Annotated in this window: 17 protein-coding genes and 1 tRNA gene; 9 read left to right on the top strand and 9 right to left on the bottom strand. The window is 47.7% G+C overall.

Going from position 1 to position 18,493, the window contains the following annotated elements; all coding sequences use genetic code 11:
* From VK958_RS13695 to VK958_RS13705, 3 genes are all read right to left on the bottom strand, one after another.
* On the bottom strand, positions 1 to 638 hold a 638-nt coding region (locus tag VK958_RS13695; RefSeq protein ID WP_325242284.1), incomplete at its 3' end, for a hypothetical protein.
* A 256-nt stretch (positions 639 to 894) separates the two neighbouring features.
* On the bottom strand, positions 895 to 1,362 hold the full coding sequence (locus tag VK958_RS13700; RefSeq protein ID WP_325242286.1) for a hypothetical protein: 468 nt from the start codon (positions 1,360 to 1,362) through the stop codon (positions 895 to 897).
* A gap of 25 nt (positions 1,363 to 1,387) precedes the next feature.
* Positions 1,388 to 1,825: a hypothetical protein gene (locus tag VK958_RS13705; protein WP_325242288.1), complete on the bottom strand. Its 438-nt coding sequence runs from the start codon at positions 1,823 to 1,825 to the stop codon at positions 1,388 to 1,390.
* Between the two features lie 496 nt (positions 1,826 to 2,321).
* Between VK958_RS13705 and VK958_RS13710 the strand changes: the two genes are divergently transcribed.
* Together VK958_RS13710 and VK958_RS13715 are read left to right on the top strand one after the other, a co-directional pair.
* Positions 2,322 to 3,071: a MipA/OmpV family protein gene (locus VK958_RS13710; RefSeq protein ID WP_325242290.1), complete on the top strand. Its 750-nt coding sequence runs from the start codon at positions 2,322 to 2,324 to the stop codon at positions 3,069 to 3,071.
* 58 nt (positions 3,072 to 3,129) lie between these two features.
* Positions 3,130 to 3,609: a nuclear transport factor 2 family protein gene (locus tag VK958_RS13715; protein ID WP_325242292.1), complete on the top strand. Its 480-nt coding sequence runs from the start codon at positions 3,130 to 3,132 to the stop codon at positions 3,607 to 3,609.
* Positions 3,610 to 3,671: 62 nt separating this feature from the next.
* On the opposite strand, the gene VK958_RS13720 is transcribed toward VK958_RS13715, so the two are convergent.
* The 3 genes from VK958_RS13720 to dinB all read right to left on the bottom strand — a co-directional run bounded on the left by VK958_RS13720 (position 3,672) and on the right by dinB (position 5,803).
* Entirely contained in the window at positions 3,672 to 4,199 is a 528-nt protein-coding gene (locus tag VK958_RS13720; protein WP_325242294.1) for an SRPBCC family protein, read from the bottom strand.
* A gap of 43 nt (positions 4,200 to 4,242) precedes the next feature.
* Positions 4,243 to 4,575, bottom strand: coding sequence for a DMT family transporter (locus tag VK958_RS13725; protein WP_325242296.1), 333 nt, complete (start codon positions 4,573 to 4,575; stop codon positions 4,243 to 4,245).
* Positions 4,576 to 4,648: 73 nt separating this feature from the next.
* Complete coding sequence (gene dinB / locus VK958_RS13730) at positions 4,649 to 5,803, bottom strand: DNA polymerase IV (RefSeq protein ID WP_325242298.1); 1,155 nt, start codon at positions 5,801 to 5,803, stop codon at positions 4,649 to 4,651.
* Positions 5,804 to 6,272: 469 nt separating this feature from the next.
* On the opposite strand from dinB, the gene VK958_RS13735 reads away from it, so the two are divergent.
* Complete coding sequence (locus tag VK958_RS13735; RefSeq protein ID WP_325242300.1) at positions 6,273 to 7,508, top strand: hypothetical protein; 1,236 nt, start codon at positions 6,273 to 6,275, stop codon at positions 7,506 to 7,508.
* Positions 7,509 to 7,684: 176 nt separating this feature from the next.
* Here VK958_RS13735 and VK958_RS13740 read toward each other — a convergent pair.
* Positions 7,685 to 7,769, bottom strand: a tRNA-Leu gene (locus VK958_RS13740).
* 35 nt (positions 7,770 to 7,804) lie between these two features.
* Between VK958_RS13740 and rnr the strand changes: the two genes are divergently transcribed.
* The 4 genes from rnr to VK958_RS13760 all read left to right on the top strand — a co-directional run bounded on the left by rnr (position 7,805) and on the right by VK958_RS13760 (position 13,594).
* On the top strand, positions 7,805 to 10,270 hold the full coding sequence (gene rnr / locus VK958_RS13745) for a ribonuclease R (protein WP_325242302.1): 2,466 nt from the start codon (positions 7,805 to 7,807) through the stop codon (positions 10,268 to 10,270).
* A 137-nt stretch (positions 10,271 to 10,407) separates the two neighbouring features.
* On the top strand, positions 10,408 to 11,169 hold the full coding sequence (gene rlmB, locus VK958_RS13750; RefSeq protein WP_325242304.1) for a 23S rRNA (guanosine(2251)-2'-O)-methyltransferase RlmB: 762 nt from the start codon (positions 10,408 to 10,410) through the stop codon (positions 11,167 to 11,169).
* Positions 11,170 to 11,180: 11 nt separating this feature from the next.
* Complete coding sequence (locus VK958_RS13755; protein ID WP_325242306.1) at positions 11,181 to 12,956, top strand: ABC transporter ATP-binding protein; 1,776 nt, start codon at positions 11,181 to 11,183, stop codon at positions 12,954 to 12,956.
* A gap of 8 nt (positions 12,957 to 12,964) precedes the next feature.
* The gene (locus tag VK958_RS13760; protein WP_325242308.1) at positions 12,965 to 13,594 is read left to right on the top strand and encodes a class I SAM-dependent methyltransferase; all 630 of its coding nucleotides are present in this window, start codon (positions 12,965 to 12,967) and stop codon (positions 13,592 to 13,594) included.
* On the opposite strand, the gene VK958_RS13765 is transcribed toward VK958_RS13760, so the two are convergent.
* Together VK958_RS13765 and mqo are read right to left on the bottom strand one after the other, a co-directional pair.
* Positions 13,591 to 15,369, bottom strand: coding sequence for an adenylyl cyclase (locus tag VK958_RS13765; protein ID WP_325242310.1), 1,779 nt, complete (start codon positions 15,367 to 15,369; stop codon positions 13,591 to 13,593). The two genes, VK958_RS13760 and VK958_RS13765, sit on opposite strands and share 4 nt — an antisense overlap.
* Before the next feature lie 130 nt (positions 15,370 to 15,499).
* Positions 15,500 to 16,990, bottom strand: coding sequence for a malate dehydrogenase (quinone) (mqo, locus tag VK958_RS13770; protein WP_325242312.1), 1,491 nt, complete (start codon positions 16,988 to 16,990; stop codon positions 15,500 to 15,502).
* Positions 16,991 to 17,400: 410 nt separating this feature from the next.
* Between mqo and VK958_RS13775 the strand changes: the two genes are divergently transcribed.
* Both VK958_RS13775 and VK958_RS13780 read left to right on the top strand, forming a co-directional pair.
* The gene (locus VK958_RS13775) at positions 17,401 to 17,892 is read left to right on the top strand and encodes a urate hydroxylase PuuD (RefSeq protein ID WP_325242314.1); all 492 of its coding nucleotides are present in this window, start codon (positions 17,401 to 17,403) and stop codon (positions 17,890 to 17,892) included.
* Between the two features lie 62 nt (positions 17,893 to 17,954).
* On the top strand, positions 17,955 to 18,493 hold a 539-nt coding region (locus VK958_RS13780), incomplete at its 3' end, for an aminotransferase class III-fold pyridoxal phosphate-dependent enzyme (protein WP_325242316.1).

Genomic DNA, 18,493 nt, shown 5'->3' on the forward strand with positions numbered 1-18,493 from the left:
TATTCTTTTTTTCTGGATTCCGCAATTGCGACTGGCGCCGAACCATCATTGATTAACTTGGTGAATGCACTACGGAGCCTGAGTTCAGAGACACTCCAGATATTGAAAATAATGATATTCCTTGAGGTTTCTTTTGGTGCCGGGTGTTCTGTTTCAAGCCTGTCCTGATGTTCCACGGCCGGCTCAGTTTGACTGGTACGACTGACAGTGACACTTTCAGTCTGGTTGTCAGGGCTCTCAATCAGCGGGGAAATTTTTTCGTTTTTCCTGGTTTTTTTCGATAGTGGTTTTAATTCTGCTTTGGGAGAGTCAGCCGCTTCAGTGTTGCTCACTTCCTCTTCATTGGATTCACTTTTATGAGAAGCACTGGTTTCCAGCGTATCAAGAGCAGCGATTTCCGGTGTGGTCACGGTTTGCAAGCGCACTGTCTGGTTCGAAAACAAGGTACTGCTATCCTCTTGGGATATCAAGGCAATCATGATCACGATAATCAAACCGATAAGAAAAATATTCAGTTTGCCGATTTCAACCAGGCCGTTTTGAAAAGCAGCAGGGGAGAGGGAGTATTTATTCCCTCTCGATAACCATGTGCGTTGTGACTTTACGCACGCATTTTCAGGGTGAAGCGTACAACTCATTCATTTATTCCAATGTATCACGTTCAACTTTCTACAATGCCTTAAAATTCTTCAAAATTCAAGGTTTTTGCGCCCTGTTAAGGGGTAGGCGCGCGTACTAGTGATTAAAAAAATAACGTCGCTGTCAGGACATTCGCTAATTATATAGTTATGGAAAAAGTTTGATATCGGGAATACAAGTGAAATACCGCTTTAAATAGAAAAAAACAGGTTCAAGCTAGAAAAAGCTTAGATAATCTACCGATGAAATAAATAGTTATTTACCGGATATTGAGAGTTCAACTCCGGTAGCTTGCGCCAAGCGGATAACAGACACATGTTCGCGTTCAAATGCATCGATAAGTTCTTTAAGTGTGGCATTGGATAATGCCTCATCGATATTCAAGGACAAGAATTGCAAATCCGCCAGCACGCCCAGCACGATGAGGGAGTGGCGTTCTTTGAAATTGATGCGGTCTATAAATATTGCCTGGATATTTTTGACTGAACTGCAGGCTCTTCCTACTGCAGAAATCAGGTCCCAACCAACTTCGCGGATGGCGAAATCATAATTTGCACCATCTGCGATCGCCTCAATTTCTGCGCGGTCGGTAAACAAGTAATCGACATTACGGTATTTGCTGGAAAAGGCGACATGAGGGGCTTGCGAAGATTCAGCTGCCATTAAAAAATCAGCAGTTAAAAAACTGCTGATCATCAGGATCACTGGAATTAGCCTGTGCATGAATAACATTATAGGCTACATCAAATTAAGCTGCAGCAAGGTGGGCTTCAAATTCGTCTGTATTTAAACTGGCAAAGACGTGATTACCTTTGATTGAGAGTTTAGGTTGTTCTTTTTGTTGCTCATCATTCGCAGGCTTAATACTTTGTGTATCTTCACGCAATATGGCGTCAAGATAAAAGCTTTTTTCCTTTTTGCTGAAATGCTTTTTAGCCTTGTGAAAATGGCTTACATTCATAGTGTGCATTTCAATCGGCAATACGGCCACGTTCTGAGCTTCAACATCGCTGTCTATAATGTTAGAGGCAGTCTGCATGCCTGAATTGATGGACGACCCAATAGAAATGATTGTGACAATAGAGCCGATTGACATAATAACGACTGCTGCAGCCACAGCACCAGCGGTGATTGCGGCCAAAGAAATGGCGCTCGTAGCGCTGTTTACTCTTGAAGATTGTGACATTGTGTGTCCTCCCTCATAACTTATAATTTGATTAATGCGATTACTTAATTCGAGGCTCAATGATGCTGATTTATCAAAATTGGCTGTATACACTTTTGGCTGAATCTCGTGTAGGAATATTCGTACAAAAACCTACATGCACCTTCGATGATAAACCTTATTCTTCCTTGATTTTTCAATCACTTACCTGTTGCTTTTAATAGGTTGGTTACATGCGAAGAAAAGTTCCGGCTTATTGAATGATGAGTTGTTACTTGCTGGGGCTTTTGGATCACTTTAACGCAGAGTTTATTGCCAAGTTTTATTGCCCAGAATGTACCTCAGTTGAAGCAACTTCTTTGCAATTTTTGCGTCTGTGGTTTATGTAATTTCCTGAATCCAGTTAAGATAAAGGGATATCAATATTAATTAAAGCCTCAAGATACGGAGAATAAGTGTGAACAACCCGGGCAAACAATCATTAATACTATTCCACCATGCAGTAGGATTCTTTAGCATGCTTTTGGTAAACTCCAGTGTCATGGCAGAAACCAATATTGACCGTCAGACTGAAACGGCTATGCCACGGCAGAAAAACATGTACGGCTTAGGTGTCGGGGTGATCCCAAAAACATCAGGATCCAAAGATCAGCGAATGTTGATTTTGCCAGTGATCAATGCCAATTATGGCGAGCGCTTTTATATCAATGGCTTACAGGCAGGCGTATGGCTGCTGGAATCTGATGACAAACGCATCAGGCTGGGCATGTCTGCGGATGCCCGATTTGGCTGGGATGCGGATGATAGCAGCCGTACCAAAGGAATGAACGATCGTGATTTTTCTGTAGATATCGGCCCTGTGCTGCGCTGGCAGACTGATTACGGAACCATCAACGCACAATGGGGATTCGATGCAGGCGGTGCCAGCAACGGCCAGAATGTGCAGCTACAATTTATACGCAGCCTTTACCGGTCAGAGCGTTTCCGCGTCAATGGCCTGGTGGGAGTGCAATGGAACAACCGCAAATTCAATGACTATTATTTTGGCGTCGATGCCGATGAAGTCCGTGCGGATCGCCCGGCCTATCAAGCTAAAGCAGGCACGCAGTTGCAGCTCGGGGTTAATGGTATTTATAGTGTGACTGCTGATCAGGCGGCGTTTTTCGGGCTGATTGCCAATCGCCTCGGCAACCAGCAGGCCGATAGCCCGATTGTCGAAACTCGTTTCCAGCCGTTAGGTTATGTAGGTTACTCAATTGGCTTCTAGAGCAATATAGTTGCTACAAATCTGACCAGAATTGCTAATCCACTCTCAGGAGATTTACATGAGCTCAACCCCATCTATTCGCCCACCAGTTCCGCCTTTCACGCGCGAGACAGCGATTGAAAAAGTGCGGCTCGCTGAAGATGGCTGGAATTCAAGAGACGCAGCCAAAGTAGCCATGGCATATTCTTTGAATACGCAATGGAGAAACCGGGCAGAGTTTGTCAAAGGCCGCGACCAGGCGCAGGCATTTCTCGAGCGTAAATGGAACAAAGAGCTTGAATATCGCTTGATCAAGGAGTTATGGGCTTTTACTGAAAACCGCATCGCAGTTCGCTATGCTTATGAGTCCAAAGATGATTCCGGCAACTGGTTTCGCTCTTACGGTAATGAAAACTGGGAGTTTGGCCCGGATGGCCTGATGATTAACCGCTTTTCATCTATCAATGATTTACCGATTAAAGAGAGTGAACGGTTATTCCGATGGCCTCTGGGTCGGCGCCCTGATGATCATCCTGGCTTGAGCGAATTAGGTCTTTAAGCAAATAAAAAGCCCGGCAGGTAAATGTATGCCGGGCTTTTTATTACACATTCAGAAAATGATTACCTGCCTTCAGAAATCTTCTTCAAATTATCCAGGCCTGACCTGTAAACCACAGTCATGGTTTTAATCGCGTCTTCATCGGTCTGATTGGCGACTGGCTTATCGGAAAGGTCTTTGCGTTTAAAGTCACCGTTCCATGTCACTTTGGTTTTGGAGTCGGATAGCGCCTTTACCGTGACAGTTGAACGATAGCTGCTCACCGGCAACACGCCTTCCAGTATTTTGTAGCTAAAGGTTTTTTGGGCCGGGCTGAAGGTCAGTAACTCTTCTTTCACCTGGCTGTTGTCCTGCAAAGTCAATAAACGGATAGCGCCAGGCAGGTTAGGCGTGCCGCTCACGATCTGCGTGCTTTTAATGGCAGGATGCCAAAGCCCTAAATCGCCAAAATTGCTGACATTGGCCCAGACAGTGTCAGCCTTGGCATTAATCTCTACCGACTCTTCCAGTTTCAGTGTCTCTGCTGCAGCAAAGCTCGTCGCCGGGATAAATCCAGCCAGTAATACAAACGATGTGAATAATGCCTTCATTTATTTCTCCTGTGAAAATTATTGTTGATTGATGGGCCCACTATCAGTGAGAGACTGTTTTAGAGAATAAATTCATAATTAGTACGCCAGCCAGGATAAAAGCAATGCCGATCAGTGCAGGCGTATCGAGTTGCTGTCCATAAAACACCCAGCCGACAATCGCCAGTAGCACAATCCCCAGGCCTGCCCAGATCGCGTAAGTGATACCAATGGGAATTGCTTTCAGCGTCAGGGACAGAAAGTAAAAAGATAGCGAATAACCGATCACGACGACTATGGATGGTAATAACTTGGTAAAGCCCTCGCTGGCTTTTAAACTTGAGGTTGCTGTGATTTCGCTAATAATAGCGATTGCTAAAAATAGCCAGTACTTCATGGTGCTCTCCAATAGAAACGCGAATGTGGTGCAGGGAAGTTGGGCGCTGAGTGACAGATAACTGTACCCATTGCTAATCAAAATTAAATGCGTATTGTGCCGATTGTCTACTTGGCGGCGCATCGGGTTTTTCCAGGCCGCTGGCTTTGACGCCAAGCAGGCGGATCGTGCGGTCAAGCGCAATGCGTTTTAAACACTTTCCCGCTGCTCGACGTATCGATTGTGCGTCTGCCACAGATTTAGGCAATGTCAGGTCACGGGTGACGGTTTTAAAGTCATCGAAGCGCAATTTCAGGCCTATCTTGCGGCAGACATAACCTTTACGTTGCAAATCATCGGCGACCCGTTCGCACAAATGTGTGAATGCGGCACTCAATGCCTGTTTATCACGGACGGCATGCAAATTACGTTCAAACGTTGTTTCACGGCTCATGGAGACAGGCTCGCTCTCGGTGACCACCGGCCTGTCGTCCATCCCGCGTGATACCCGATACAACCATTTGCCGTAGCTTTGCCCGAAATGCTGGGTGAGCCATGCTTCATGCAGTGTGGCTATCTCACCAATGGTCTGAATGCCCAGTGACTCAAGCTTGGCGCTGGCTTTGGGGCCAATGCCATTAATCTTGCGCGCTGGCATCGGCCAGATACGGGTGGGCAGGTCTTCCATGCTGATAATGGTGATGCCATCCGGCTTTTGTATATCCGAACACAGTTTGGCCAGTAATTTGTTAGGCGCGATGCCTACGGAACAAGTGAGGCTGGTTGCCTCAAACACGGCCGCTTTGAGCTTTTGCGCGATGGCTAAAGAGTCCTCTTCCAGCGTAGATAGGTCTACATAGACTTCATCAATGCCTATATCCTGGATCACCGGGCAGACCGAACGGATAGCCTCTTTAAATAGCCGTGAATAGCGTCTGTATAAATTGAAATTAACCGGGAGAATGATGGCATCCGGAGCCAGTTTCGCGGCGCGCATGGTCGGCATGGCTGAATGTAACCCTAGTGCACGGGCTTCATAAGTGGCTGTGGTTAACACACCACGGCCCACGTAATCGCGCAAGCGCGAGAAAACATGCGTGCCATCTTCATTCTGTAGCGGCGTATCCGAAGCACGGCCACCAACCACCACGGGCAGGCCGCGCAATTCCGGGTATTGCGATAATTCGCAGGAGGCAAAAAAAGCATCCATATCGATATGCGCAATGCGGCGTGAATTTTCATCGCACATGTTTAGCTGTAAAAAACTGAAATCATTCGAGGGAATTGTAGCGTTTTTAAAACAGGTTTAATGTAGGAATATTGAATTAAAACGAATGCGCGATGAGCGAAAACTTTAAAAAGATTAATCAAAATTTCTTTTGAAATAAGCAAACTTGCGAATGACGAAGTGGAGGTGGTGTTGTCGAATTTCTACCAGCAGTAAAAGGTTAGATATTGGAAAGAGTGTTAAACTGAGCTTATGTCGTATCAACGCAGTCGGAATGAAATTTATGCGGGTTGTTTTACGGGTAGCTTAAAACAAAAAAATCCTAAGTTATTGCTAACAAAGGATTGTTTTATTCTTTATGGTGCCCAAGAGAGGCAACCAAACCAGTCTGTAAGCCTGCTCCCAAGCCATTTTCATTTATCTTGGTGCAAATTTGGTGCAATTTTTTCTAAATTTTCGCCTACAAAATCATTAAAAAAATCACAAATAAATGGGACCGATAGCCCTTTTCGATAAGTCATTTATTCAATCATTGAGTATTGATGAGTCTGTGTGGTTTGATCAGTATTTCATGCCAGTGGTGTGTCCCATTTTTTATGCTGAAACATTGGCCAATTTATCCAAAGTTTTTGATAACAAGTCGTCTGACGCTGCGGTCGGCACTATCGCTAGTAAATATCCTGATGTGAGTAGTAAACCTGTTATTCATCATCTAACCTTGGCTAAAAGCAATATTTTTGGTTATTCGGTTCCTATTGATGGCCGAATACCTATGGCTGGAGGTCGAAGTGTTAGGGAAGGTGGGCGAAATGGAGTTGTTTATGAAAACTCTCCCGAAGCCGAAGCTTTTTCAAGATGGCAGAATGGAGATTTTCAAGTATTGGAAAGGAAGTTTGCTACAGAATGGAGGGCTTCATTAGCTGCCTTGGATTTAGGAGCCGCATCAGCTAGTTTCAAAGCTGTTGGTTTAGAAGGAAAGAAATATAATTCATTTGCAAGTTTGAAGGCTGACGTAGACTCTTTATTAGCAAGTGATAAGCACAAGTTTGAAGTCATGAAGCTTGCTCTGAATGTTTTAAATATTCCATTTAGTCTTCATTCTAAGCTGTTCGATTTTTGGGCATCAATTGGAATGCCAGCAATATCAAAATATGCACGATATGCTAGCCATGTATTAGCTGTAGAAATTGTATTTCAGTTAGCAATCAAATCTTCTTTGATTGCATCAACTCGTAACTCTAATAAAATGGATATGGCATATCTGTTTTATTTACCTTTTTGCCAAGTTTTTATATCAACTGATAAATTGCATAAAAACTTAGCGCCTAGTTTTTTACGTGATGATCAGATGTTTGTTTGGGGCCTGGATTTGAAAGGAGATTTATCGAAGATAAATGCTTTTTTTACCGGTTTTCCTGACGAAATAAAAGATCAAGGAATTTTTGCATTTGCTAGTAAGCCGCCCAAGAGTTTTGAAACGATAGTTTCAAAATTGTGGGATAAATATTCACCAAAATGGAGGAATGAGCCAGCAGTTAAAGTCAGTAATCCGGAGGATGAAAAGAAAATTGTAGAGTCTTTCCATAGTTTGATTAAATCTCAAGATAGCGGCCTGGAGGAACTATCTGGTGAAGAAGTAGATGCAATGATAATCGAGCATTTAGTAAGACATAAAAAAGGATCTTGGTTTCAACTACCAAAAGATTACAAAGAAAATAATGATTGATGGAAGTGAAGTTTTTAAGAGTTTTGATGTCACAATGCACCTAATGAATTTGGTGCGAATTTGGTGCAATTTAATTATTGATAATTTTAACTCATTGATTTTTAAAGACAAAAAAAATCACTTGGAGAATTTATCATTCTCGCAAGTGATTGATTTTAAAGCTAATTATAGCTTTTTGGTGCCCAAGAGAGGACTCGAACCTCCACGTCGTTAAACACTAATACCTGAAACTAGCGCGTCTACCAATTCCGCCACCTGGGCTAAAGAAGCTGTGCATTTTAAAGGAAGAATTAATATTGTCAACAAGAAAAACTAAAACGCCCCTGCGGGCAAATGACCCACAGGCGCAACGCGAAGCCGAGTTATACCAAACGCCGTTACCTAGTCGTGAACTGGTTCTACAGCTCCTTTCTGATCAGGGTGTCCCCCTCAGTGCGGACCAGATTTATCTGTTGCTCGACATCAGCCATGATGAGCGCGATAACTTTAACCGCCGCCTGGGTGCGATGGAGCGTGATGGCCAACTGATGCGCAATCGCAAAGGCGCTTTTTGCCTGCCGGATAAAATACATTTAATCGCCGGTACCGTATTTGGCCATACCGATGGCTTCGGTTTTTTGGTGCCCGATGACAAAACCAAACATCCAGAAGATATTTTCCTGGGCCCGAAAGAAATGACCATGGTCATGCATGGTGACCGCGCCATGGTGCGGTTGGCCGGGGTTGATAGAAGAGGCCGCCCGGAAGGTAAGCTGGTTGAAGTGCTGGAGCGCGCTAATAAAACACTGGTCGGCCGTGTGATTCGTGCACAAGGCGTCACGATTGTGGCGGCTGAAGACAAACGTATCAGCCAGGATATCCTGATCCCTTATCACCTGGATATGGATGCGCAGGTCGGGCAGGTCGTGACCATTGAGTTAACCGAGTATCCATCCTCACATTCCCGCCCTATGGGAAAAGTGGTAGAGATTTTGGGTAATTATGCTGATAGCGGCATGGAAATTGAAATTGCATTGCGCAAACACCATTTGCCCCATCAATTCAATCCGGCTGCCGTCAAGCAGGCTGAGGACTTTCCCAGAACGGTGCAGCCTAAGGATTACAAAGGCCGCAAGGACTTGCGTGATTTAGCGCTGATCACCATTGACGGTGAAACCGCGCGCGACTTTGATGATGCCGTATTCGCTGAACCGCAAGGCAAAGGTTGGCGATTGGTCGTCGCCATTGCCGATGTCAGTTTTTATGTACAGCCTGGCGATGCGCTGGATAAAGAGGCATTTGACCGAGGCAACTCTGTCTATTTTCCGCGCCGTGTGATCCCGATGCTGCCGGAGGCGTTATCGAATGGTTTGTGCTCACTGAACCCGGAGGTTGAGCGTTTGTGTATGGTCTGTGATATGCAGATTGACGGGCAGGGCGTAGTCAAACAGTACCAGTTTTATCCTTCGGTGATGCTGTCCAAAGCACGTATGACCTACACCAAAGTCTCTGCATTGCTGCACGAAGAAGACCCTGCGCTGACTGCAGAATACGAATGGTTGCTGCCACACTTAAACAATCTGAATGGCGTATTCAAATTAATGCTGACGCAACGTGAAAAGCGCGGCGCGGTCGAGTTTGAATCCACCGAAACCATGATGGTATTCAATGACAATGGCAAGATAGACAAGATTGTGCCGGTGGTACGTAACGATGCGCACAAGCTGATTGAAGAGTGCATGTTGGCGGCCAACGTCTGTGCCGCAGATTTCCTGCTCAAGAACGAACAGACTTGCCTGTACCGTATCCACGAGGGCCCGACCCCTGAAAAGCTGGAAGCCTTGCGCCTGTTTATGGGTGAATTCGGCTTTGGCGTAGGCGGCGGTGAAAAGCCGCAGGCCAAGGATTACGCCAAACTGATGCAGCGTATTAAATCGCGTCCGGACGCGCAATTATTGCAAACCGTGATGCTGCGCTCTATGCAACAGGCTGTCTATAGCCCTGACAATGTCGGCCATTTCGGCCTGGCGTATGATGCGTATACGCACTTTACTTCGCCTATCCGTCGTTACCCGGATCTGCTGGTACACCGTGCTATCAAGGCCGTGGTAGAAGGCAAACGTTACCAGGCCAAAGACTGGCACCAACTGGGCACACATTGCTCGATGACTGAACGCAGGGCTGATGATGCCACGCGTGATGTCACCAACTGGCTGAAATGTTTTTATATGCAGGACAAAGTCGGCGAAGTGTTTGCCGGTACCGTGGCTGGTGTCACCAGTTTCGGCCTGTTTGTGGCGCTGGATGAGGTGTATGTCGAAGGCTTGTTGCATGTGACTGACCTCGGCAACGATTATTTTATCCATGACAAAGCCAGGCATGAAATGGTAGGCGAGCGCACCGGTGTGCGTTATCGCCTGGGTGACCGGCTGACCGTGAAAGTAGTGCGTGTAGACCTGGAAACCGCCCGTATCGACTTTACCCTGGCAGGTAAAGCTGAGGCATCCGGGGAGGACACAGAGACGGATACTGTTTCAGAAGCCGGAACATCCAATCTGAGAAGGTCGCAGGTATCAGAAGTGAGAGCCAGGCCAGCAAGTCCGTTTAGCGCTGGTAGCAAAACCGGGAAAGCTGGGAGCAGTAAAGGGTCATCCAAACCCAGGTCAGCGACAGGATCTGCAAGCTCGGGCAAAGAGGGCGCTGGCAAACCGCGCACAGCAAAAGAAAAAAATCGTCGCTCGGTGCAAAAAAATAAAGGCAAACCCAAGGCGAAAGCCCGATAATATCGCCTGTGTCCCTTTCGCAATGTTGTTGCCTTTGCATACAACATTGCGAAATATTCAAACCCGTCCCCGCGCGTGAAACATATCAGCGCGGTGCTTGACGTTTGAAATCAGAATTAAATTAATTAGGAGTAACTATGTCAGAAAGCCGCATTCTGTTTGGTTTTCATGCGGTGTTGAGTCGCATGCGTCAGCATGGCAGCAGCATTCAGGAAATTATCATTGACCAGGACCGGGTAGACGCACGTATGCGTGACCTGCTTGAAATGGCCAAATCGCAAAACATTCGCGTGATCCAGTCCGAGCGCAACCGTCTGGATGGATTTATCGGCGCACATGGCCGTCACCAGGGCGTGATCGCCAGGGTGGTAGAAACGCCCATGCCTTACAAGGATATCCACGATGTGCTTGAATCAGACCTGGATGAGCCGCCATTCTTTTTAATTCTGGATGGTGTGCAGGACCCGCATAATCTGGGTGCCTGTTTGCGTGTCGCAGATGCCATGGGTGTGCATGCCATTATTGCGCCTAAAGACCGTTCAGTAGGTTTAAATGGTACGGTACGTAAAGTCGCCAGTGGCGCCGCTGAAACTGTACCGTTTATTTCAGTGACCAATCTTGCGCGCACCATGCGTGAGCTCAAGGAAGCTGGCGTGCATGTGGTAGGTACCACGATGGATGCCCCCAGTGAATTGCATAACACCAAATTTGAAGGGCCTATTGCCCTAGTGATGGGCGCTGAAGGTGATGGTTTGCGCCGCCTGACGCAAGAAACCTGTGATTCGTTGATTACCATCCCTATGTTTGGCTCAGTGCAAAGTATGAACGTCAGTGTCGCCAGCGGCATTGCTTTATATGAAATCCGCCGTCAACGCGTTCTGGCTAGTCCCCAGAAATAAGCTTCAGGTTCATGATTACTTTAACTGGCCTTTGGCAGCAGTTACGCGAGCAGTCTAAACGCTTGTGGTTAGGCCAGTGGCTGGCATTTTGTGGTGCCGCAGTCGCAGTGCCAATCCCGCTGATGATGCCGCTGCTGGTCGATGAAGTTCTCTTAAATCAGCCCGGTAAACTCACCCAGACACTTGCTACATGGCTACCGCCAGCATGGATGGGACCCATCGCCATCATTGCCTGCGTGACGCTGTTCACCATCTGCCTGCGTCTGGGCAGTGTATTGTTCGGCGTGGCTACCACGCGTATTTTCGTCAGTTTATCCAAGCAGGTCACGTTGGGCGTACGGCAAACGCTACTCAATAAACTTTCGCGTATCCGCATGCAGGTTTATGAAAGCCTGGGGGCAGGGCAAATCACTGCGCGCCTGCTGACCGATATTGAAACGCTGGATAAATTTCTCGGCGAAACCATCGCCAAAGTGCTGGTTGCTATCTTGAGTGTGATTGGTGTAGCCGTGGTTTTACTATGGATGCACTGGCAACTGGCATTGATTATTCTGCTGCTTAACCCGTTTGTCATTGCGCTGACCATGCTGCTGGGTAAAAAGGTCAAGTTGTGGAAACAGCGCGAAAATAATGCGTTTGAAGTGTTGTCGCAATCAGTCAGCGAAACGCTGGAAGTCATGCAGCAGCTTCGCGCCAGCAATAGTGATAAACGCTTCCTGGAAAAAGCCAAACAAGCCGCGGAAGCTGTCAGGGAGGCTGCAACTGCGTCCGGCTGGAAATCAGATGCTTTATCTCGCTTATCCTTTGGTGTGTTCTTGTTCGGCTTCGAGATTTTTCGCGCCGTCGCTATGCTGATGGTGGTATTTTCAGATTTATCAGTCGGCCAGATGATTGCCGTATTCGGCTATTTATGGTTCATGATGGGGCCGGTACAGGAGTTGCTCAATGTACAGTTTTCTTACTACGCAGCCAAAGCGGCCCTGGCGAGGATTAACCAGGTACTGGAAGCGGATGAAGAGCCTTATTATCCGGCAACAGTGAAAGGCTTCACTGACCAGCAGCCCGCCGCCATTACCCTAAAACAGGTGACTTTTGCCTATGGCGAGGGTAATCCGATTCTCGATCAGGTCAGCCTGGATATTGCGCCCGGTGAACAGGTCGCTCTGGTAGGGGTTTCCGGTGCTGGCAAATCTACACTGGTGCAGTTGCTACTTGGCTTGTATGCGCCTAACCATGGCCAGATTTTGTTTAATGGAAAATCGATTGAGCAATTAGGCTATGCCCAGGTGCGTGAACATGTAGGTGTGGTATTGCAACATCCCATGTTGTTCAACGATAGCGTGCGGCAAAATCTTGCCATGCAACAACCTTATTCCGATGATGCGTTATGGCGGGTACTTGAAGTGGCGCAATTGGCGCAATTTGTCCGTGATTTGCCTGATAAATTGGATTCACAACTTGGCCGTAGTGGCGTGCGCTTGTCAGGCGGACAACGCCAGCGCCTGGCGATTGCACGCATGATGCTCAAGCAGCCGCAAGTGGTGATTCTGGATGAAGCCACCTCTATGCTGGATACGCATACCGAATCCTTGGTGCATACGGCCATGCGTGTGTTTCTAAAAGGACGCACGACGATCACCATTGCCCATCGCTTGTCGGCGGTGAAAGAAGCGGATCGCGTATTGGTGTTTGATGCTGGACGCATCATTGAAGAAGGTCAGCACCAGATATTGGTCAACCGCGCCGGTAGCGTTTACCAGCGTCTGTATGGCCAGCAAACTGCCTGAGGCTAGTCATGGTCCACGGCACTGCAGGTTACGGGCGATTTATTGATCACTTTATTGCCAGCAGCCAGGCGCTGAATTTCAGGGAAGTGTGCGTCGCATTCCTTGAATGTCTACCTGCCACGGCTGGGCGTATTCTCGATGCCGGTGCGGGTGCGGGCCAGAATGCGATGGCCCTGGCAGAAATGGGGCATTCAGTCGTGGCGGTAGAGCCCATGATGGAATTCCTCGATGCAGCGCGTGAAGCATATTCCCAGTACCCAGTTGTTTGGCACCAGGATAGCCTGCCAGCACTGGCTTGTCTTGGGGCTGACGGAAACCAGTTTGATTTTATACTGGCAGAGGGAGTATGGCATCACTTGAATGAGGCTGAGCGGGGTGCCTCACTCCAACGGTTTTCGAATTTGCTGAAAGTGGGCGGCAAATGTGCACTGTCGTTACGCAATGGCCCGGCAGGCATGGGCTCACATGTTTTTCCGACAGATGCGGAGCATACGATACACCTGGCAGCGAACCTTGGGCTGACGTGCGTGATGCGGTTAAAAGATCAACCCAGCATATTTAGTTTTAAGCCAGGGGTGACCTGGTCACGTGTGGTCTTTGAAAAACACCCACACGCAGACCAGCCAAAGACGGTTTAAGGTTTCAACCGGGATACAAAGTTCTTGTCATAGGCTTTATCCCCAAGGTCATTGATGACATGTGTGATTTCACCTGTGCCACCGAGAGATACACTGGTGACATGGCTGAATTGAATACCGGGTCCGACAGGGGCTTCAATCGCACTATTCAGTTTGACACTGGTATTGTCATTAAAGAAACAATACACCCCCATGCCAATCGCCTTATGATGGGTGACATGTTCAGCCACTTTATAAGAGGCGAAGCCATTGACGTTGCCATTCATCCAGCTTTCTTGTTTTGGCACATCATAAGGCGCCTCACTCTGGTAGAAGTAAACTTCGCCATTTTCACCATTCCATAGTGTCTGGTAGTTGTGAAAGTGCTCAACAAACAAGCCGTACATGGTTACATCATCACCATTGACGATAATACCGTGCTTGGTTTTATTGGTTTGCCAGCCTATGCCATTGCCATGATCACCCCGCCATACCCACAGGTTGTCACCAATGACATGATTGCTGTTAATAATTACACTGTGTGTCGCATTACCGACGGTTGCACCACCGACCCTGAAAAAGATGTCATGCAGGGTGATTGGATTTTGCGCATGGCTGACCGCTGTTTTCTTGCCACCCACCTGCAGCAAAGCCTCAGAATTCTTTTCACCAGCATCAAACAGTACACCGCTGATTTTAATGCCATCTGCGTCAGCCACATTCATGGCTACATTCCCTGCAGTAGGCAGCAAAGTCGCGATTCCCAGCCCCAATACCACGGTATTTGGTTTTTTTACCTGCAAAGGCACATCCAACTTGTAAATGCCAGGTGTCAGTAGCAGATGCTTGCCTGAATTCAGCGCGGTATTGATTGTGCTGGCAGTATCGGTTTTTGCTTTGGCAATATAAAACTTGTTTAAAGGCATGTGTTCGCCGAGCACATGTTTATCTTGCCAGGAGACACCCTGCGCGTCTTTTCGCAAGGCTGGGACAAATACCTGGTAATGACCGGCACTATCAATGGTCAAGAACGGTTTTTCGCTGACCCTCGGTGAGCGTTCAACCACGGTGTATGGCGGTGTAGGCCAGGTACTGCCTTCTGGTGCGTTTTTAACGCCAACAAATACCATATTCCAGTTCTGGTTAGTCCAACTGCCTATGGTCGAGTTCCGGGTCAGCCATTGTTGCTGGGTACCGGAATTGATCTCATGGTCCACCAGGCTATCAGCGATAAATCCACCACTCGACCAGCCGCCATTGTCATCCAGCAGCATATTGCCGCGTACATGGAGGCGGCGCAGGGGGGAAGCTTGTGAAACGGCCCATTGCATGGTGCCGTTGTCCGGGGTTACCGAAAGGTTCTCCACGCTACGCCAGAAGTTTTGTGTGGCATCGCCACCATGCCAGGAGGCTTCGACCTGGATGCCGCCTTGCAACAGGACATCATCGGGAAATTGGCCTAACCCTGAGAGTTGCGTATAAAACCCCAGCCTGACTTTGTTGTGGTAAACGCCAGGTTTAAACAACACAGCATAACGTTCGGGGCCAAACTGGTTCGCTTCCTGCTGTTTAAATATAGCATCCAGCTTGTTCTGGATATCACCCGAGGGCATGGATGGATCCATGATGACCACGTTTTCACCAAAGTCGGGTGTTAGTGCCGGTGTATTTTGCGCTTCGCTAGCCTGGCAGCCAGCTAAAAGCAAGCTTGCGGCTAAAGCAGAACCCCGGATTTTCAATGGCAGGGCTATGACCGGGAAATTTAAATGAGGTAGAGGTAATGAAAAATAAGACATCAAGAATGGCTTTCATTTTTAAGTATTTGTAGGCTGGACCACGATATTGGCTATGAAATTCATTTTTTTTGATGATCCGTCTATGAATCTTTAAAGCAATCGAGCAATTTCTATTATAAAAATCAATGGTCTATGGCGCCAGATTTAATGTACTTAATGTGTCGTTACGGACACGCCCAAGCAGGACTGAGTTATCAATCAGCGATTCCCCATAAGAGGGAATCAGCGCTTTTAATGAGTCTTGCCAGGCAGGTGTTTGCATACGGTCACCAAAACAGCGCTGTAAGACATCGAGCATGGCTTTCACACTCACCGACGCACCTGGTGAAGCCCCCAGTAAAGCGGCCAGGCTGCCATCGGCGGAAGCTACGATTTCAGTGCCAAATTCCAGCTTCCCCCAGTGCTGGTGACAGCGTTTGATAATTTGCACCCGTTGTCCAGCATGCGCAAGTTGCCAGTCACGACTGTTCGCATCAGGTAAGAATACGCGCAGCGCATCCATACGTTGTTCGTGACCCTGGAATACTTCCTTCATCAGGTATTTAGTCAGGTCTGCATTGTGCCGGCATACACCGAGCAGGCTTTTGATATTCTTGAATTTGACTGACTTGGCCAGGTCAAAACGGGAACCTTGCTTAAGGAAGCGCGTAGTAAATCCGGCATATGGGCCAAATAGCAGTGCCGCGTTGCCATGAATCATGCGCGTATCCAGGTGCGGGACTGACATCGGTGGCGCGCCAACGGCTGCCTGGCTGTAAACCTTTGCGTGATGTTTTTTTATCAGTTTAGGGTTGTTACAGATCAGCCATTGCCCGCTGACCGGGAAACCGCCATAACCTTGCGCTTCGCTGATACCGGATTGTTGCAGCAGGGGCAAGGCGCCGCCACCTGCGCCGAGAAATACAAAGGCAGCATGATAAAGTTGCGCCTGCCCGGATGGCAGGTGTTGAATGCGTAGTTGCCAGCCATTGCGATCTTTATGTTGTACCTGTTTAAGCGCGCTAACACGTGATTGCGTCAGCAAAGTGAAGTTGGGGCGCGTTTTTAAATAGGCCACCAGTTGCCGCGTCAAGGCGCCAAAGTTCACATCTGAACCATGTGCCACACGCGTCGCTGACATCTGTGTTGCCTGTTTGCGGCCCGACATCATCAATGGCATCCATTCGTTCAGCGTAGCTTCCTGGGTGCTGAATTGCATTTCTGCAAATAAAGGGTGGGCTTGCAGCAGGGCATGGCGTTGTTGCAAAAATGCACTGTCTTTTTCTCCCCATACTGCACTCAGGTGCGGCACGCGCTGTATAAACTCCGCGGCGTTGAGGACGCCTTCTTTGACCAGTGTTGACCAGCATTGTAGGGAAACTTCAAATGCAGCGTTGATTTCAAGCGCGCGGCGGATCTGGATATCGCCATGTTTGTCTGTAGGTGTGTAATTCAGTTCGCAATAACCAGCATGACCTGTACCTGCATTATTCAGCGCATCCGAGCTTTCCAGGGCGACATCCTCAAGCTGTTCCACCATGCAGATTTGCAGTTCAGGGTCCAGTCGATGCAGCAAAATAGCCAGGGTAGCGCTCATAATGCCGCCGCCAACCAGCAATACATCGATATCGGTTGTTGCCATGGTGTGTGAGTTCCTCAGTGGAGGCGCTTGAGTGTCAAACGCACAATCATAATGCCGCCGCGCATTATAAATCGAAAATAGCCGCCCATCATCTGCGAAATCAGTCTGGCAGGGCTGCATAGCCTGTCTAAACTTGTCAAATCAAGACTTTTGCGGTAATCTCCAGCATTCGCCAAAATGTGATTTCATAACAAAAAAATCCCTGATCAAAGGGGATGTGAAATCCCGGAATTAGCACAGAATTAGTAGAAAAACGGGCTATATTATTCGCTGTGAAACATGGCTGCATACAAGGGGGAAAGTATGAAAAATCCATTGGAATCTGTCGTAGGTACACTCATTTCAGGGTTGTTGCTAACCTTGGCGCTGGTGTTTTTCCTTAAGAACTTTATCGTGGTCGGAGGTTAGTCATGGAACTGGTACCGGCACTGGCACGATGGATACATTTACTGGCAGGCATTACCTGGATAGGTCTGCTGTATTATTTTAACCTGGTGCAGATGGCTGCGTTAAAAGACGCTGCAGCGGATGGCACTGCTGCTGGCATCAGCAAGCATGTGGCTCCAAGAGCCTTGCTGTGGTTCCGCTGGTCTGCAGTGGTGACATGGCTGGCAGGTGCCGCTTTGTTAGGTGCGCATATGGGTGATGCTTTCATGTTGCGTAACGGTTTTGAGGTAATTGGAGTGGGTGCCTGGCTAGGAACCATTATGCTGATCAATGTGTGGGTATTTATCTGGCCTAACCAGAAAAAGATTTTAGGCATAGTGGCCGCCGATGATGCAGCCAAGAATAAAGCGCGACGGGTGGCTATGCTGGCATCGCGTTCCAATATGATGCTCTCTCTGCCGATGCTATTTTTTATGGCGAATGGATTGAGTCATCGTGCAGTGTTAGGGTTTTAGACGGTTTAAGACGGTTACGGCGGCTTGAGCCGCCGTTTTGTTTTTTGAAAAAGGGTTTTGAAATGCATTCCGAACATTTAATGAACACCTATGGTAGGCAGCCTGTGACTTTTGTCAAAGGCGAAGGCGTCTGGTTGACAGACACTGCCGGTGATCGCTATCTGGACGCGTTATCTGGCGTGGCAGTGAATGGCCTTGGGCATGCTCACCCGAAATTTGTGGCTGCATTGAATGCACAAGTCGCCAGATTGATCCATGTCTCTAATATTTACCAAATCGCTGAACAATCGGCTTTGGCAGATAAACTGGCTGAAATTTCCGGGATGGACAGGATATTTTTCTGTAACTCAGGCTGTGAAGCGAATGAAGCTGCGATCAAGCTGGCGCGCTTGCACGGTCATAACAAGGGTGTAGACCATCCGGAAATTATTGTGATGGACCAGAGTTTTCATGGCCGTACCATGGCGACCTTGTCTGCGACAGGTAACCGCAAGGTACAGGCCGGTTTTGAGCCATTGGTCAGTGGTTTTTTACGCGTGCCTTTTGATGACCTGGATGCCATCAAAACCATCGCCTCACACAAAAACAATGTAGTGGCTAT

Source organism: Methylophilus sp., from assembly GCF_035460085.1.
GTDB lineage: Bacteria > Pseudomonadota > Gammaproteobacteria > Burkholderiales > Methylophilaceae > Methylophilus.

What these genes read in the sequence shown, in the direction of transcription:
- VK958_RS13700 (WP_325242286.1), bottom strand. Translation starts at nt 1,362, where the DNA reads ATGCACAGGCTAATTCCAGTGATCCTGATGATCAGCAGTTTTTTAACT.
- VK958_RS13705 (WP_325242288.1), bottom strand. Translation starts at nt 1,825, where the DNA reads ATGTCACAATCTTCAAGAGTAAACAGCGCTACGAGCGCCATTTCTTTG.
- VK958_RS13710 (WP_325242290.1), top strand. Translation starts at nt 2,322, where the DNA reads ATGCTTTTGGTAAACTCCAGTGTCATGGCAGAAACCAATATTGACCGT.
- VK958_RS13715 (WP_325242292.1), top strand. Translation starts at nt 3,130, where the DNA reads ATGAGCTCAACCCCATCTATTCGCCCACCAGTTCCGCCTTTCACGCGC.
- VK958_RS13720 (WP_325242294.1), bottom strand. Translation starts at nt 4,199, where the DNA reads ATGAAGGCATTATTCACATCGTTTGTATTACTGGCTGGATTTATCCCG.
- VK958_RS13725 (WP_325242296.1), bottom strand. Translation starts at nt 4,575, where the DNA reads ATGAAGTACTGGCTATTTTTAGCAATCGCTATTATTAGCGAAATCACA.
- dinB (WP_325242298.1), bottom strand. Translation starts at nt 5,803, where the DNA reads ATGTGCGATGAAAATTCACGCCGCATTGCGCATATCGATATGGATGCT.
- VK958_RS13735 (WP_325242300.1), top strand. Translation starts at nt 6,273, where the DNA reads ATGGGACCGATAGCCCTTTTCGATAAGTCATTTATTCAATCATTGAGT.
- rlmB (WP_325242304.1), top strand. Translation starts at nt 10,408, where the DNA reads ATGTCAGAAAGCCGCATTCTGTTTGGTTTTCATGCGGTGTTGAGTCGC.
- VK958_RS13755 (WP_325242306.1), top strand. Translation starts at nt 11,181, where the DNA reads ATGATTACTTTAACTGGCCTTTGGCAGCAGTTACGCGAGCAGTCTAAA.
- VK958_RS13760 (WP_325242308.1), top strand. Translation starts at nt 12,965, where the DNA reads ATGGTCCACGGCACTGCAGGTTACGGGCGATTTATTGATCACTTTATT.
- VK958_RS13765 (WP_325242310.1), bottom strand. Translation starts at nt 15,369, where the DNA reads ATGTCTTATTTTTCATTACCTCTACCTCATTTAAATTTCCCGGTCATA.
- mqo (WP_325242312.1), bottom strand. Translation starts at nt 16,990, where the DNA reads ATGGCAACAACCGATATCGATGTATTGCTGGTTGGCGGCGGCATTATG.
- VK958_RS13775 (WP_325242314.1), top strand. Translation starts at nt 17,401, where the DNA reads ATGGAACTGGTACCGGCACTGGCACGATGGATACATTTACTGGCAGGC.